The organism is Bradyrhizobium sp. cir1, assembly GCF_014198245.1.
Classification (GTDB): Bacteria; Pseudomonadota; Alphaproteobacteria; order Rhizobiales; family Xanthobacteraceae; genus Bradyrhizobium.
On sequence record NZ_JACIHE010000039.1, the window covers coordinates 1 to 14,479 of the forward strand.

Sequence of the window (14,479 nt, forward strand, 5' to 3'; positions counted from 1 at the left end):
CTCTCGCCAAGGCATCGGCTGGTCCTCCCAGCCGACAGAGAACTGTCACCCATCCATCCGGTCTACTGTGTTACCTCTCTATCCGGTCTGGACATCTTGTTTCCTTCTCCCCTTGTGGGAGAAGGTGGCTTCGCGAAGCGAAGCCGGATGAGGGGTTCTCTCCGCGAGTTCGAGAATCGCGGAGACAGACCCCTCACCCAAGTGAATGCGTGTCAACGAGCGGAGCTGCCCTCTCCCGCAAGGGGAGAGGGCACAACAAGAAACACCGGGAGGCAATCCGATGACCACCACCGCCATGCTGCGCGCCTTCTGCGACGCCGTCGAGCAGCGCAACGGCCGGGCCTTCGCGGATATCTTCACCGAGGACGGCGTCTACCACGACGTGTTCTACGGCGCCTTCGCCGGCCGCGAGAGGATCGCCGCCATGATCGACGACTGGTTCTATCGCACGGCCACCGATTTCCGCTGGGACATGCACGACCCCGTCACCGACGGCACCACGCTCTATGCACGCTACACCTTCAGTTACAAATCGACCCTGCCGGAAGCTGACGGCGCGCGGGCGATGTTCGAGGGCGTCGCGATCATGACGCTGAAGGACGGCAGAATCGCGAGCTATCATGAGGTCGCCAACACCGCGCCGGCTTTCGTCGACCTGAAGTTCGTGCCGGAACGCATTGCCAAGATCGTCGCCAAGCAGGGCGCGGAATTGAAGGCGCGGCCGGAGATGCAGCGGCATTTGGGGTAAGCTCTCTCCTCTCGTCATTCCGGGGCGCGCCACTTGGCGCGCGCCCGGAATCCATCGGGCCGCAGAAATGGTGGTGGAATGGATTCCGGGCTCGTGCTTCGCACGCCCCGGAATGACAGCGGGTTACGGCGGCGACACCTTCGGCATCGGCTTGCGCTGCGCCAGCGCTGCGACCGTGGCGGTGCCGATCGGGCCCTGTTCGTCATAGAGCCAGCATTCGCCGATCGCGACGCCATCCGTCGCCTGGTGATTGACCACGTCGAAGCCGATCCACTTCGTCACCGGCAGGCGGTGCAGATAGAGCGTGACGTCGCTGTTGATGTAGCCGAGCCCCTTGTCGCCGGCGTTGGCAAACGGACTGGCGAAATCGGCGCCAACGGCGACATGGACGAACGGCGTCATCGCAACGCCGGCGACGAGCTCGCGCACCTCGCTCATCCAGAGACGGCGTGGCCCGAGCGAGCCCATGTGCCCGACAATCGGGCGCGTCGTCCATTTGCCGTTCATGCCGAGCCTGGGATCGGTCGGTTTCGGAATGTCTGATGGTTTCGGCACGTCCCAGTTCGGCGGCGACCAGACATTGCCATCAGGATTCTGCGTCTTGCGCAGCAGCTGGCACGAGGCGCGCGCCATGCTGACGCCGCCGGAAAACAACTCCGCTTCGACCACGCGGATGCGCATGCCATCGCGCACGAGCCGCGTCGTCACGTGAATCGGCTTGTCGATGGTCGGCAGCCGGAACATGTCGACGGTGAGCCGCGCCGGCACGAATTCGGGACCGGAATGGCGTTCCTCGATGGCGAACCCAAGCAGCCCGACGATGACGCGTCCGTGCAGCGATTTCGGGTCCCACGGACCATTGGCGACGTCCGTCGGATGGAATGTATCGCCGTCGCGCGTGAAGAAAGGCATGTTTGTCATGACGCGCGACTTTGCGGGAATGAGTGGAGAAATCAAGGGTGGCGAGAGCGGGCGTCGTCCTCACACTCCGCTGTCATCGCCCGGCTTGACCGGGCGATCCAGTACTCCGAGACGGCAGTGATAGAATCGAGAAGTCGCGGCGTACTGGATTCCCCGCCCCCGTGCGCAATTGCGCACTAGGCGGGGAATGACAGCGGTGGGTTAGGAGGCGGCTTGCCACTCCTCACGCACGCTATCATCGCGCTCGTTGCGCATCGCGGCGCTCTTCATCGCCTCAAACTCTTCCCGCTCCACCAACTGCCCCAGCGCCCACACCGCGGCGCCACGCACCAGCGGGCTCGCATCAGCAAGCAATCGCCGCGCCTCGTCTGCCAGCGTTGCCTCACCCGAGTTGCCGATCGCAATCAGCACGTTGCGCAGGAACCGGTCGCGGCCGATGCGCTTGACCGGGGACTTCGTGAACAGCGCACGAAACGCGGCGTCGTCCAGACGCGCGAGCTCGACGAGACCAGGCGCACGCAATTCGTCGCGCGCAGCGAGCTTGGCCTCGCGTCCCTCCTGCGCAAACTTGTTCCATGGACACGCGGCAAGGCAATCGTCGCAGCCATAGATGCGGTTGCCGATGGCTTTGCGAAACTCGTGCGGGATCGGCCCCTTGTTCTCGATGGTGAGATACGAGATGCAGCGCCGCGCATCGAGCTTGTAGGGTGCGGGGAACGCCGCAGTCGGGCAGATGTCGAGACAGGCCCGGCACGAGCCGCAATGGTCGATCTCGGCATCGTCGCGCGGCAGCTCCAGCGTCGTGTAGATCGCGCCGAGAAACAGCCACGAGCCGAATTCGCGCGAGACGAGATTGGTGTGCTTGCCCTGCCAGCCGAGATGCGCGGCCTGCGCCAGCGGCTTTTCCATCACGGCCGCGGTGTCGACGAACACTTTCACGTCCGACGGCGCGGTCGCGACCAGCCAGCGCGCCAGCGCCTTCAGCCGCTTCTTGATGAGGTCGTGATAGTCGTCGCCCTGCGCATAGACCGAGATCGCCGCGCGCATGCGCTGCGCGAGAATCGCCAGCGGATCGGAGTCGGGACCGTAATTGACGCCGAGCATGATCACGCTGCGCACATCGGCCCACAGCCCGCGTGGATCGACCCGGCGCTCCGGCTGCGCTGCGAGCCAGTCCATGTCGCCATGGCCGCCGGCGGCGATGAATTCGAGGAAGTGCTTTCCGGCCGCCTCGATCGTGCCGGGTGCCGTGATGCCGATGCAGTCGAAGCCGAGCGCGCGCGCCTCGCGTTCGAGTGCCGCCTTCAGTTCAGTCGGATCGGAGTTCAGAAATCCAGGTCCACGTAGGTCCGCGACGCCGGCACGCCGGCCAGCCACTCGCTCAGCAGCGGACGGAACGACGGACGGGATTTCACCCGCGCGTACCACGCCTTTGCTGCGTCGTCCTCGCTCCATGGCACGTCGCCCAGATAGTCGATCGCCGAGAGATGCGCCGCGGCGGCGAGATCCGCGTAGGTGAGCCGGTCGCCGGCGAGGAAGTTACGCGTCTGCGCCAGCCAGCCGATATAGGCCAGATGATAGCGCACGTTGGCCTTGGCCGCGCGCATCACGTCGGCCGAGGGCGGGCCGCCGCCATTTTCCTCGCTCATGAAGCGCTTGTAGATGCGCTCGGTGACGAGAGGGTGCGAAACCTCCTCGAAGAACTTCTCGTTGAACCAGGCCATCAGCCGGCGCACCTCGACGCGTTCGAGGGTCGTCTCCGGCATCAGGCGCTTGGGTCCCATCCCGGCGCCATAGGCCTCGTCGACATATTCGGCGATGATCGCCGCGCCCGGAATCGGCGGCTGCTCGTCGTCCACCAGGACAGGCGTCGTGCCCGCCGCGTTGAGCAGCAAAAATGCCTCGCGCCGTTCCCAGCTGCGCTCTTCGACCAGCTTGAGGTCGAGCCCGTATTCGCCCGCGATCAGGCGGATGAAGCGCGAATGCGGACAGAACGGATGATGAAACAGCGTAAACATGAAGCCTTTGACTATTTGATGGTGCTTAAGAATCCATCAATGTTTGTGCGGCGCCACACTAGTCCTTCAAAACCGCGAAGCAAGAGCGTGATGCCGCATTTAGCGATTGCAGCATTGGGGGGAATAGGCGAGAAGAGCCCCGCTTTTCCAGCGGAAATGGACCGTAAATATGTCAGATGCAATACGGGCAGTGATCCTCGGCATCATCGAGGGTGTGACCGAGTTCCTTCCCGTGTCCTCGACCGGCCACCTGCTGCTCGCCGAGCGTTTCTTCCATCTTGGTGAAGGCGCCTTCTGGGATTCGTTTACGGTTCTGATCCAGCTGGGTGCGATCCTCGCGATCGTCGGGCTGTATTTCAAAAAGCTCTGGGATGTCGCGATCGGCATGTTCACGCGCGATGCCTATGCGCGCCGTTTCGTGATCGGCGTGCTGGTGGCGTTCCTGCCTGCCGTCATCGTCGGCCTCGTTGCCGGCAAATACATCAAGAGCGTGCTGTTCAACCCCTGGGTCGTCTGCTTCACGCTGATCGTCGGCGGCGCCATCCTGCTCTGGGTCGACAAGCTCGATCTCAAGCCGCGCGAGCACGACGCCACCAGGTTCCCGCTGCTGATGTACCTCTATATCGGCATCGCGCAGTGCGTGGCGATGATCCCGGGCGTGTCGCGCTCCGGCGCCAGCATCGTCGCTGCGATGCTGCTCGGCGCCGACAAGCGCGCGGCGGCGGAGTTCTCGTTCTTCCTGGCCATTCCCACCATGATCGGCGCGTTCGCCTACGACTTCTACAAGAACCGTTCCGAAATGACGATGGACCATATGGGTATCGTCGCGATCGGCTTCATCGTGTCGTTCATCACCGCGATCATCGTGGTCAAGTCGTTCCTGACCTACGTCACCCGCCACGGTTTCGTGGTGTTCGCCTGGTGGCGCGTCATCGTCGGCACCCTCGGCCTGATCGCGCTGGCGCTGGGCCGGTAAACATCTCTGATCGAGCAGTGCTGGCCGAAGCTCTCGGTTTCACCTCTCCCGTAGGGAGAGGTGTGGACCGTGACGCTCGGCTGGCGGGCGGCTTCAACGCAAAATAAGCTTTTGACCGGTAAGCAGTTTCCAGAGCGGGGCGCGGCGCGCACCTCGCACAGGAGCTGAACCATGACCCTCGTCTCCGGCTGGGGGCGCTTCCCGGTCGTCGATACCGATCTGCTGCGTCCGCGTTCGTTCGAGGCCGTGGGTGATGCCGTCGCTGATGTGACCGGCTCGGTGGCGCGGGGCAACGGCCGCGCCTATGGCGATGCCGCGATCGGCGCTGCCAGGACCGTCGCGATGACCGGCTTCGACCGGGTCAGGTCGTTCGATCCGGCCACGGGCCGTATTCGGCTCGAAGCCGGCGTGCTGCTGGCGGACCTGATCGACACGTTTGGTTCGCGCGGCTTCCTGCCCTTCGTTGTTCCCGGCACGCGCTTCGTGTCGGTCGGCGGCGCCATCGCGTCCGACGTGCACGGCAAGAACCATCATTGCGAGGGCGGCTTCGGCCGCTATGTCGACAGCATTCAGCTAGCGACCGGCGAGGGCCAGACCATCAAGGTCTCGCGCGAGCAGAACTCCGATGCCTTCTTCGCGACCGTCGGCGGCATGGGCCTCACCGGCGTGATCCTCGAAGCGACGATGCGGCTGCGGCGGGTCGAAACGGGATGGATCCGCGAGCGGGTGATCGCCGCATCCGATCTCGATGCCGCGATGCGCGCGCTCGATGCGGGCGACACCGCGACCTATTCGGTGGCGTGGATCGATTGCGCCGCGCGAGGACGTGACCTCGGCCGTTCCCTGATCTATCTCGGCGAGCACGCCGGCAAGGATGAGCTTGCCGACGGTGCCGACGCATTTCCGGTCGGCAAGAATCCCGGCCTCAGCGTGCCGATCGACCTGCCGTCGATGACGCTGAACCGCTACAGCATCCGTGCCTTCAACGAGCTCTACTACCGCATGGGCGCGCGGCGCGCCGGCGGCAGCCATGTGGTCTCGCTCTATCCCTATTTCTTCCCGCTCGACAGCATTGCCGACTGGAATCGCATCTATGGCAAGCGCGGTTTCCTGCAGCACCAATGCGTGATTCCTGAAGACGGTGCGCGCGCCGCGCTTGGCGAGATCCTCGATCGCGTCGCGCGGCGCGGCGATGCTTCCTTCCTCGCGGTGCTGAAGAAGCTCGGCCAGGGCGACGGCCTCCTGTCGTTTCCGCTGCCCGGCTACACGCTGGCGCTGGATTTTCCGGTGAAGGGCGACATCCTGAACTTCCTCGAGGAGATCGACCGCCTGGTCGTCGCTGCCGGCGGCCGGCTTTATCTCGCCAAGGACGCGCGCCAGTCGCGCGCGACCTTCGAGGCCGGCTATCCGGCCTTGCGCCGCTTCAATGCGATCCGCAAATCGCTCGATCCCAAAGGCAACATCCGCTCGAAACTTTCACAACGCCTGTTTGATGAGGTCTAGGCCGTGACGTCACGCAAGACTGTTCTGGTGCTGGGTGGCTCCTCCGATATCGGCCGCGCCGCCGCGCGCGCCTTTGCCAGGCGCGGATACGATGTAGCTCTCGCGGGCCGCGACGTCGCCGCGCTGGAGCCTGATGCCGCCGATCTGCGCGCGCGCTACAGTGTCGATGTCGGTGTCCACAGGTTCGACGTGCTCGACACCGCCTCGTTCGAGGGCTTTGTCGGCAGTCTTCCGGCGCTGCCCGATGTCGTCATCTCGATCGTCGGACTGCTCGGCATGCAGGAGAGCGCACAGAGCGATCTCGCCCACGCCACCACGATCATGCGCTCCAACTACGAGGGACCGTCGCTGATCCTCGGCCTGTTCGCGGAAAAATTTCTCGGCCGCGGCAGCGGCACGATCGTCGGCGTCTCGTCGGTTGCCGGCGATCGCGGCCGCGCCTCCAACTATGTCTATGGCTCGGCCAAGGCCGGCTTCTCCGCCTTCCTGTCCGGCCTGCGCGCCCGCGCCAGCCGCGGTGGCGTGCACGTCGTCACGGTGAAGCCGGGCTTTGTCCGCACCAAGATGACCGAGGGCATGAAGCTGATCGGCCCGCTCACCGTCGAGGCGCCCGTCGTGGGCGATGCGATCCTTGCCGCCGTCGAGAACAAGACCGATGTCGTCTATGTCAGCGGCAAATGGCGCCTCGTGATGCTGATCATCAAGACGCTGCCGGAAGCGGTGTTCAAGAAGCTGAAGTTTTGAGGTGTCACCGCGCCGACGGTGTGCTCCCTCGCCCCGTTCTTACGGGGCCGCGACGAGCTACGCTCGCGCTGAGAGGGTTGGGGTGAGGGGCCTCTCTCCGCACTTGCGGTCTATGTGAGATCCGTACCCCCTCACCCGATCGCTTCGCGATCGACCTCTCCCCGCAAGCGGCAGGGCTATCGCATATGAAGAAGCGTGGCGGATAGCTCGCCCGCAGCCGATCCTTCGAGACGCCCGCCGATGGCGGGCCCTCAGGATGAGGGCGGAGTGCGCGGCGGCAATTTCAACGGGGCAAATGCTGCTTAGCCGCATCCTGAGGAGACCGCCGAGCGGTCGTCTCGAAGGACGAGGCGCTTGCTCTGGTCGTCACCAAGAAGCCATCTGCGATAGCCCTGCCGCAAGCGGGGCGAGGTGAAGAAGAACACTCACACGCTCATGCGCTGGAACTGACCGGCCGAGCGGAAGCGCCAGAGATATTGCGGGGCGATCGCCTCAAGCGAATCGGCCGCGATTCCGAGCCCTTCCAGCGTCAGCCCCGCCGCCTTCGCCGCATCCGACACGACATTGTCGCGCTCGAGCAGCGTGACCTGGTCCGGCGTCAGCTTGAACGCGCCCGGCGCGAATTGCAGGAAGTTGGCCTGGAAGCGGGCGAGGCCGAACGGCAGCGGCACCAGCAGCCGCTTGCGGGCGGTGATTTCGAGGATCGCCTCGATGATCTCGCGCATGGTCAGCACTTCCGGCCCGCCGAGCTCGTAGGTCGCCCCCGCCTTGGCCTTGCCGTCGACGGCATCGGCGATCGCGGTGGCGACGTCGCCGACATAGACCGGCTGCATCCGGGTACTCCCGCCGATCAGCGGCAGCACCGGCGACATCCGGGCCAGCGCCGCAAAGCGGTTGGTGAACTGGTCCTCGGGGCCGAACATCACGGAGGGGCGGAAGATCGTGGCTGAGGGCACCGCGGCCAGCACCGCCGCCTCGCCGGCCGCCTTGGCCCTGGCATAGTGCGAGGGCGACTGCGCATCGGCGCCGATCGCGGAGACATGCACGAGGCGCGCGCCGGCAGAAGCAGCCGCCTTGGCGACGGTCTCGGCGCCCTTGGCCTGGACGGCGTCGAAGGTCTGCGCGCCGCCCTCGGCGAGGATTCCGACCAGGTTGATCACGACATCCGAATCACGCAGCGCCGCCTCGACCGAGGCCGGATAGCGCAGATTGGCCTGCACGACGTGGACCTGCCCGACCTTGCCGGAGGGCTGCAGGTATCCGGCCAGTTCCGGCCGCCGCACCGCAACACGGATCCGGTAATCCCGCCGGCACAGCGCGCGGACGACATTCCGGCCCAAAAACCCCGATCCGCCGAAAACCGTAACGAGAGTTTCCAGATTCGATGCCATGGGAGCCAATCCTGCGGGAAGAGTGCGTGATATCAGGCTTCTACCGGGCCGGTTTGCGATGTGCAATCCGCATCGCCAAAACCGGCCAAGCATGAATTGACAACGGCGTCACCGAACCGTAGTAACCGCCTCCGTGCCCCAAACGGCATGCCCAGGTGGTGGAATTGGTAGACGCGCTGGCTTCAGGTGCCAGTGGCTTAACGGCCGTGAAGGTTCGAGTCCTTTCCTGGGCACCATTTTGCGGGATTTCGACGCAAAATGGGGCTGCTCCCGATCAGTTGAGGTAGCAGGGCGGCGATTCCCGCATCACGGTCGCGCCGCGGGCTCCTGTCGCGCCAACCCGGCCGCCGCCCCTCACACCACCCTCTTCCCCGTCCGCTCCGCCACCGCCTTCTGCACGAAATACATCGCGACCAGCGTGATGATCGTCGTCATGACGACGACGTAGCCGATCCGGTCGAAATGGATCAGCGCGCCGTCGCCCGCCTGCGCGATGATCGCGCCGGCGAGCACCGAGCCGAGACCGCCGGAGAGCTGCTGGAGCGAGGCGCTGACGGCGCTGAACGAGCCGCGCTGGGTGGGGTCGGGGATCGCGGACATCAGCGCCTGCGACGGGATCATGCGCGAGAAGATGCCGACGAACATCAGCACGTTCACGGTGATCGCAGTCACGAGCGAGACGTGGCCGAGATGGGTGTAGATCAGCACCATGACGACGGTCATCGCGCAGCCGAACACGAAGGTCGGATATTTGCCGAACGCGTCGCTGGCGCGGCCGACCAGCGGTCCGGTGACGATGCTGAACAGGCCGGACACGAGATAGATCGTCGGCAGATGCAGCATGTCGATGCCGAGATTGTGCACGGTGTAGGCGCTGGAGAACGGCATCAGCATGTAGCCGCCGGTCGCAAGCAGCGTCGTGACGGCGAAGGCCAGCGTGTAGCGCGGCTCGAAGACCGTCGCGATCAGATGGTGGAACGGATTTTTGTCCTGCTTCAGCTTCAGATGCGCGTCCACCGGCTCCATGACAAAGGCGATGATGGCGATCGTGACAATCGACAGGCCGACGATCGCGACGAAGCAGACCTGCCAGCTCCAGTGATTGGCGAGAAACAGCCCGGCCGGAATACCGAGCACCTGGCTCGCGGCGAACGCGGTCTGCACGAAGCCCATCACGCGGCCGCGTAAGTGTAGCGCGAACAGGTCGGTGATGATGGCCAGCACGACCGAGCCGATCACGCCGCCGAACAATCCGGTCACGATCCGGCCGATCAGCAGCACATGGTAGTTCTGCGCCATTGCGCAGAGCAGGGTGCCGAGCGTGAAGCCGACATAGAAGAACAGCAGCAGGCGCTTTCGGTCGAAGCGATCGGCGAAGCCGGCGGCGAGGATGCCCGATAGTCCCGCGCTGAATGCGTAGGCCGACACCGCGACGCCGAACTGCCCGGCCGTGATGTTGAGCGCGGGCATCAGGATGGCGCCGAGCGGCGACATGATGATGAAGTCGAGGATGATCGTGAACTGCGTGAACGCCAGCAGCGCGATCAGGAGCGCTTGGTAGCGCGAAAAGCCGCGCTGGCGCTCCTGTTGGTCGTCGATCGGCGCGGCGAGCGTTTGTTCAGTCATCAGATTTCATTTCGCGGTGAGCGGGGCAGACGGTACGGGAAGCTCGCAACAGATAGGTATGCCCGTACGATTTTCACGGGGCGCTTGCGACAAGTTCCGCGAGTGTGTCGCAAACGCCTCTCGGTGGACGCCTTCCAGGACAGCTAGTCCTCCGGAAAGAGCAGCGGCTCGTAGTCTCGCGCGCCGTGAAGGATGTGGATCACCTCGATCACATCGTGACCGACCCGATAGAAGATCAAATAGTTTCCGAACGGCCGGCGGCGAATGCCCCGGTGCTCATAGCGCGGGACCAGCGGATAGGCGCGTGGCGCATCAGTAAGGGTTTCGCACTTCTCGCGCAGTCCCCGGATGAGCGTGAGCGCGCTCCGCGGGCTTTGCTCGACGATGTATGATGCGATGTCCTCGAGGTCGGCTTCGGCTTCCGCGGTGAGGACGACGATCACGTTTGGTCCTTCTTGCGGCCCGTCTTGGCGGCGAGTTTTGCCTCCAGCCGGTCAAAAACCTCCGAGCTCGGCTTGGTCCGGCCTGCGTCCGCATCGTCGAGCCCGCGCGCGATTGCGGCGTCCAGCGCGGCGAGCCGCGCTTCGCGCTCCTGGATCAGCCGCACGCCCTCCCGCAGCACCTCACTCTTGGAGTGATAGCGACCCGACGCGACGAGCTTTGTTACAAAGTTTTCAAGGGCTTCGCCGAGATCTGCACTGACCGCCATGCTGCGCTTCTCCGTCAATATCCGCCTTAATAACTATTATTGAACGGCTGCTGCAGCAAGCGGCGAGCCGGCCGAAATCCAGCCGATTAAGTCGCCTTTAGCGAATGCTCGCATAGGGTTCCGGCCGTCCATGTCCCTGCTCCCCGGCCCGCCCCTGGGCCGGTCATGTCGCGCAGTTGAGAGCCTTTTTCGGATGGAGCAGCCTGCCTGGAGTTACGATCCTGGCGTGCCCGAGCCGTCGGCAACCCCGGCGGCGTCGCGGACGCTCGTCATCGATCTCGAAGGCGCCCTACTGCGATCCGAGCTGCTGATGGAGGCGCTGTTCTCCAGCCCCGGCCGCATGCTGGCCCGCTTCGGCGCGGGCGGACGGGCGGGCATGGCGGCGCTCACAGCGATCCTGGCGCGCGCCGAGATCGACTACGCCCATCTGCCCTATGATCCCGACGTGCTGAACCGGGCGCTGGCGGCGCGGGGGCGGGGTGAAAAGATCTATCTCGTCGCCGGACGTTTCGCCGAGCACGCCGCCGGCATCGCGGCGCATCTTGGTTTCGATGGCGTCGTCACGCCGGCCGATCTCGCCGCGGGCAGCCTGCCGTTCGATCGGGCCGAGATCGAGCGCATCGGCACACGCACCAGCAACCGCGCGAGCCTGAAAACCTGGGCGAAGGCGCTGCGCGTCTACCAATACGCCAAGAACACGCTGGTGTTCGTGCCTGTTATCACCGCGCACCAGATGAATCTTGCGACGCTCGGCTACGCGCTGCTGGCGTTCCTGGCGTTCTCGGCCTGCGCCTCCGGCGCCTATCTGATGAACGATCTGCTCGATCTCGCCGCCGACCGGCAGCATCCGGCCAAGCGCCACCGCGCGCTCGCGGCCGGCGATCTCAAGATCTCGTCCGCGCTGTCGGCGATCCCCGTGCTGTGGCTGTTTGCGGTCGCAGCTTCCCTCTTCATCTCGCCGCTGTTCCTCGGCGTGCTCGGCGCCTATCTCGCCACCACGATCGCCTATTCGCTCGTGCTCAAGCGCAAGATGCTGGTCGACGTCGTCACGCTCGCCGGGCTCTATAGCTTGCGCATCGTCGCCGGCGCCGTCGGTGTCGGCGTGGTGCTGTCGGAATGGCTGTTGATCTTCTCGCTGTTCGTGTTCACCTCACTGGCGCTGATCAAGCGCTTCAGCGAGCTCAGCATGCGCGAGGGCGCCGGGCTCGCCGATCCCTCCAACCGCGATTACCGGATCACCGATCTGCATGTCATCGCCGCGATGGCGGCGGCGAGTGCCATGAACGCGGTGACCGTGTTCTCGCTCTATGTGTCCTCGTCCGCGGTGACGCCGCTTTACAGCCACCCCTGGATGCTGTGGCTCATGACCCCGCTGCTGCTGTACTGGTTCGGCCGGGCCCTGATGATGGCGCATCGCCGCGAGATGCCGGATGATCCGATTTTGTACGCCTTCCGCGACGGCCCCAGCCGCACCACGGTGGCGGCGATGATCTGCATCATGCTGGCCGCGATCTGAGCGGGCGCTTGCGCGGCCTGCCCTGAGTGGATACATCGCGGTCAATCCGAAATGAGCCTATTGTGCCGACTGACCGATTTGACCCGAGGTTTTGAAACACCATGACCGTACGCCTGCACCGCGGCGACCTGCCCGACCTGTCCCGCTACACCACAGCGGTGGCGATCGACACCGAGACCATGGGGCTCAATCCGCACCGTGACCGGCTCTGCGTGGTGCAGCTCTCGCCCGGCGACGGCAGCGCCGACGTGGTGCAGATCCCCAAGGGCCACACCGACGCGCCGAACCTGAAGGCCCTGCTGGCCAATCCGGCCATCACAAAGATCTTCCACTTCGCGCGGTTCGACGTCGCGGTGCTGTACCAGACCTTCGGCGTCATGACCGGGCCGATCTACTGCACCAAGATCGCCTCCCGCCTGACCCGCACCTATACCGACCGCCATGGCCTGAAAGACCTCGTGCGCGAGGTGCTCAATGTCGACCTCTCCAAGCAGCAGCAGTCCAGCGACTGGGGTTCCGACAGCCTGACCGAGCCGCAGCTCGCCTACGCCGCCTCCGACGTGTTGCACCTGCATGCCCTGCGCGAGCGGCTCGATGCCATGCTGGTCCGGGAGGGCCGCACCCAGTTGGCCAAGGCCTGCTTCGACTTCCTGCCGACCCGCGCCCTGCTCGACCTCCAGGGCTGGGAGGAAGAGGACATCTTTGCGCATTCCTGACGCCTGAGCGGCCCGCCCCGTTTCGGACACTTTCCTGCGGCCTCTCGCGGGCTGCACATTCGGTCGCCGCCGGGTACAATGGCGCGGCCTTCAACCGGACAAGGCGAGCGATCCTCTGGAGCAGCGGTGAATTCGGCCCAGAATCCCACCTACGACGCCGCGCTTGCGGCGAAGTTTGCCAGCGCGGCGCGCCACAGCCGCCTGGTGCGGATTCTGCGCGTCGCGGTGCCGGCGACGGTGGCCGCGTCCATCGCCGCGATCGTCGCCGTCTCGACCTTCCTCAATCCCTTCACGATCCCGATCAAGCTCGACTCCGGAAATCTCGTGGTGACTGGCACCAGGATCACGATGGAATCGCCGCATATGTCCGGCTTCACGCCGGACCGGCGGCCTTACGAGCTCTGGGCCAAGACGGCAACGCAGGATATCACCGACCCCGACCATGTCGATCTCGCCGATCTGCGCGCGAAGGTGCTGATGGAGGATCAGTCGACCCTGTTCCTCGATGCGCGCACCGGCCGCTTCGACAACAAGCAGCAGCAGCTCGATTTGCACAAGGACATCTTCCTGCGCACCTCGACCGGCTACGAGGCGCGGCTGAACTCCGCCTTCGTCGACATGAACAAGGGCACGGTCTCCTCGGACGAGCGCGTCGACGTCAAGCTGACCAACGGCACGCTGACGGCGGATCGCCTGCGAATCACGGAGGGCGGCGATGTCATCCGCTTCGAAGGCAATGTGGTGATGCATCTGGACAAGCTCGACGACGGTGCGGCTGCGCAGCCTGCACCGCCCGAGCCAGCGCCGCCGGTGAAGACGCGCACGCCGCAAAACAAGTCCGCCAATTCAAAGTGATTTTCATGATCAGGATTTTTCCGCGCAACGAGGACAAGCGGTGCGCCATCATCGGTGCGGCCGCGCTGGCCTTCGGCGTCGCGCTGGTCGCTGGCGGTGCGGCCATCGCGCAGAGCACGATGCAGGGCGTCCCGAACGCGATGCAGGGCTTCTCGCAGAACCGCGATCAGCCGATCCAGATCGAGGCCGCATCGCTCGAGATGCGCGACAAGAAGAAGGAGGCGACCTTCGCGGGCAATGTGAAGGTCGTGCAGGGCGACACCACCATGACCTCGAAGACGCTGGTGGTGTTCTACGAGTCGAGCAGTGACAAGCCCGCGCCGGCGCAGCCTGCGGCGAAGGGGACCAAGGGAGCGCCGATGCAGTCGGCGACACCAGGGCCCGGCGGCGCCTCGTCGATCAAGCGGCTGGAGGCGCGCGGCAATGTGGTGGTCACGCAGAAGGATCAGGTGGTGACCGGCGAGACCGCCGTGTTCGACACCAAGACCAATCTCATCACGATGCTCGGCGGCAGCGGCGGCCAGGTGGTCCTGACGCAATGCAAGAACGTGCTGCGCGGCGACCGCCTGATGGTCGACATGACCACGGGCGTCTCGCGGGTGGAGTCGGACAGCGGCAGGGTGCAGGCCCTGCTGCCGCAGGGTGGCGGCAATGATTGCGGCTCGGGGGGCCAGGGAGGCCAAGGAGGCAAGCCCGCCGCGGGGTCGCCTTTGCAGCTGCCTGGCGCAAGTAAACCGAAGTAAATTCAACGGCTTG

General features: G+C 65.1%; 15 protein-coding genes and 1 tRNA gene. 9 read left to right on the forward strand and 7 right to left on the reverse strand.

Annotated elements, in window-relative coordinates:
- The first annotated feature begins 280 nt into the window (after nt 1-280).
- Nucleotides 281-748, forward strand: a complete 468-nt coding sequence (locus GGD63_RS37605) for a nuclear transport factor 2 family protein (RefSeq protein WP_183250031.1) — start codon at nt 281-283, stop codon at nt 746-748.
- 123 nt (nt 749-871) lie between these two features.
- On the opposite strand, the gene GGD63_RS37610 is transcribed toward GGD63_RS37605, so the two are convergent.
- The 3 genes from GGD63_RS37610 to GGD63_RS37620 form a co-directional block, all read right to left on the reverse strand.
- Nucleotides 872-1,669, reverse strand: coding sequence for an acyl-CoA thioesterase domain-containing protein (locus GGD63_RS37610; RefSeq protein ID WP_183250033.1), 798 nt, complete (start codon nt 1,667-1,669; stop codon nt 872-874).
- A 201-nt stretch (nt 1,670-1,870) separates the two neighbouring features.
- Nucleotides 1,871-3,046, reverse strand: coding sequence for a tRNA epoxyqueuosine(34) reductase QueG (gene queG / locus GGD63_RS37615; RefSeq protein ID WP_183250035.1), 1,176 nt, complete (start codon nt 3,044-3,046; stop codon nt 1,871-1,873).
- A complete protein-coding gene (locus GGD63_RS37620) occupies nt 2,995-3,687 on the reverse strand; it encodes a glutathione S-transferase family protein (protein ID WP_183250037.1) in 693 nt (230 codons plus the stop codon). The genes queG and GGD63_RS37620 overlap by 52 nt, the downstream gene beginning before the upstream one ends.
- A 169-nt stretch (nt 3,688-3,856) precedes the next feature.
- Between GGD63_RS37620 and GGD63_RS37625 the strand changes: the two genes are divergently transcribed.
- The 3 genes from GGD63_RS37625 to GGD63_RS37635 all read left to right on the forward strand — a co-directional run bounded on the left by GGD63_RS37625 (nt 3,857) and on the right by GGD63_RS37635 (nt 6,910).
- The gene (locus GGD63_RS37625) at nt 3,857-4,663 is read left to right on the forward strand and encodes an undecaprenyl-diphosphate phosphatase (RefSeq protein ID WP_183250039.1); all 807 of its coding nucleotides are present in this window, start codon (nt 3,857-3,859) and stop codon (nt 4,661-4,663) included.
- A gap of 171 nt (nt 4,664-4,834) precedes the next feature.
- Nucleotides 4,835-6,166 carry an FAD-binding oxidoreductase gene (locus tag GGD63_RS37630; RefSeq protein WP_183250041.1) on the forward strand — a complete coding sequence of 444 codons (1,332 nt, stop codon included), beginning with the start codon at nt 4,835-4,837 and terminating at the stop codon, nt 6,164-6,166.
- Nucleotides 6,167-6,169: 3 nt separating this feature from the next.
- Nucleotides 6,170-6,910: an SDR family oxidoreductase gene (locus tag GGD63_RS37635; RefSeq protein WP_183250043.1), complete on the forward strand. Its 741-nt coding sequence runs from the start codon at nt 6,170-6,172 to the stop codon at nt 6,908-6,910.
- A 425-nt stretch (nt 6,911-7,335) separates the two neighbouring features.
- Here GGD63_RS37635 and GGD63_RS37640 read toward each other — a convergent pair whose 3' ends face one another.
- Nucleotides 7,336-8,301, reverse strand: coding sequence for a complex I NDUFA9 subunit family protein (locus GGD63_RS37640; protein ID WP_183250045.1), 966 nt, complete (start codon nt 8,299-8,301; stop codon nt 7,336-7,338).
- A gap of 149 nt (nt 8,302-8,450) precedes the next feature.
- On the opposite strand from GGD63_RS37640, the gene GGD63_RS37645 reads away from it, so the two are divergent.
- A tRNA-Leu gene (locus GGD63_RS37645) sits at nt 8,451-8,537 on the forward strand.
- A 118-nt stretch (nt 8,538-8,655) separates the two neighbouring features.
- On the opposite strand, the gene GGD63_RS37650 is transcribed toward GGD63_RS37645, so the two are convergent.
- The 3 genes from GGD63_RS37650 to GGD63_RS37660 all read right to left on the reverse strand — a co-directional run bounded on the left by GGD63_RS37650 (nt 8,656) and on the right by GGD63_RS37660 (nt 10,636).
- Nucleotides 8,656-9,927, reverse strand: a complete 1,272-nt coding sequence (locus GGD63_RS37650) for an MFS transporter (protein WP_183250047.1) — start codon at nt 9,925-9,927, stop codon at nt 8,656-8,658.
- A gap of 143 nt (nt 9,928-10,070) precedes the next feature.
- Complete coding sequence (locus GGD63_RS37655; RefSeq protein WP_183250049.1) at nt 10,071-10,370, reverse strand: type II toxin-antitoxin system RelE/ParE family toxin; 300 nt, start codon at nt 10,368-10,370, stop codon at nt 10,071-10,073.
- Nucleotides 10,367-10,636, reverse strand: a complete 270-nt coding sequence (locus GGD63_RS37660) for a type II toxin-antitoxin system ParD family antitoxin (RefSeq protein ID WP_183250051.1) — start codon at nt 10,634-10,636, stop codon at nt 10,367-10,369. The genes GGD63_RS37655 and GGD63_RS37660 overlap by 4 nt, the downstream gene beginning before the upstream one ends.
- 193 nt (nt 10,637-10,829) lie before the next feature.
- On the opposite strand from GGD63_RS37660, the gene GGD63_RS37665 reads away from it, so the two are divergent.
- The 4 genes from GGD63_RS37665 to GGD63_RS37680 all read left to right on the forward strand — a co-directional run bounded on the left by GGD63_RS37665 (nt 10,830) and on the right by GGD63_RS37680 (nt 14,466).
- The gene (locus tag GGD63_RS37665) at nt 10,830-12,152 is read left to right on the forward strand and encodes a UbiA family prenyltransferase (protein WP_183250053.1); all 1,323 of its coding nucleotides are present in this window, start codon (nt 10,830-10,832) and stop codon (nt 12,150-12,152) included.
- A 101-nt stretch (nt 12,153-12,253) separates the two neighbouring features.
- Complete coding sequence (locus GGD63_RS37670; protein ID WP_183250055.1) at nt 12,254-12,868, forward strand: ribonuclease D; 615 nt, start codon at nt 12,254-12,256, stop codon at nt 12,866-12,868.
- 126 nt (nt 12,869-12,994) lie between these two features.
- Nucleotides 12,995-13,723 (forward strand): LPS export ABC transporter periplasmic protein LptC, encoded by a 729-nt coding sequence (lptC, locus tag GGD63_RS37675; protein WP_183250057.1) that lies wholly within the window; start codon nt 12,995-12,997, stop codon nt 13,721-13,723.
- 5 nt (nt 13,724-13,728) lie between these two features.
- Entirely contained in the window at nt 13,729-14,466 is a 738-nt protein-coding gene (locus GGD63_RS37680) for an LptA/OstA family protein (RefSeq protein ID WP_183250058.1), read from the forward strand.
- The last annotated feature ends 13 nt before the right edge of the window (nt 14,467-14,479 follow it).

What these genes read in the sequence shown, in the direction of transcription:
- GGD63_RS37605 (WP_183250031.1), top strand. Translation starts at nt 281, where the DNA reads ATGACCACCACCGCCATGCTGCGCGCCTTCTGCGACGCCGTCGAGCAG.
- GGD63_RS37610 (WP_183250033.1), bottom strand. Translation starts at nt 1,669, where the DNA reads ATGACAAACATGCCTTTCTTCACGCGCGACGGCGATACATTCCATCCG.
- GGD63_RS37620 (WP_183250037.1), bottom strand. Translation starts at nt 3,687, where the DNA reads ATGTTTACGCTGTTTCATCATCCGTTCTGTCCGCATTCGCGCTTCATC.
- GGD63_RS37625 (WP_183250039.1), top strand. Translation starts at nt 3,857, where the DNA reads ATGTCAGATGCAATACGGGCAGTGATCCTCGGCATCATCGAGGGTGTG.
- GGD63_RS37630 (WP_183250041.1), top strand. Translation starts at nt 4,835, where the DNA reads ATGACCCTCGTCTCCGGCTGGGGGCGCTTCCCGGTCGTCGATACCGAT.
- GGD63_RS37640 (WP_183250045.1), bottom strand. Translation starts at nt 8,301, where the DNA reads ATGGCATCGAATCTGGAAACTCTCGTTACGGTTTTCGGCGGATCGGGG.
- GGD63_RS37650 (WP_183250047.1), bottom strand. Translation starts at nt 9,927, where the DNA reads ATGACTGAACAAACGCTCGCCGCGCCGATCGACGACCAACAGGAGCGC.
- GGD63_RS37660 (WP_183250051.1), bottom strand. Translation starts at nt 10,636, where the DNA reads ATGGCGGTCAGTGCAGATCTCGGCGAAGCCCTTGAAAACTTTGTAACA.
- GGD63_RS37665 (WP_183250053.1), top strand. Translation starts at nt 10,830, where the DNA reads ATGGAGCAGCCTGCCTGGAGTTACGATCCTGGCGTGCCCGAGCCGTCG.
- GGD63_RS37670 (WP_183250055.1), top strand. Translation starts at nt 12,254, where the DNA reads ATGACCGTACGCCTGCACCGCGGCGACCTGCCCGACCTGTCCCGCTAC.
- GGD63_RS37680 (WP_183250058.1), top strand. Translation starts at nt 13,729, where the DNA reads ATGATCAGGATTTTTCCGCGCAACGAGGACAAGCGGTGCGCCATCATC.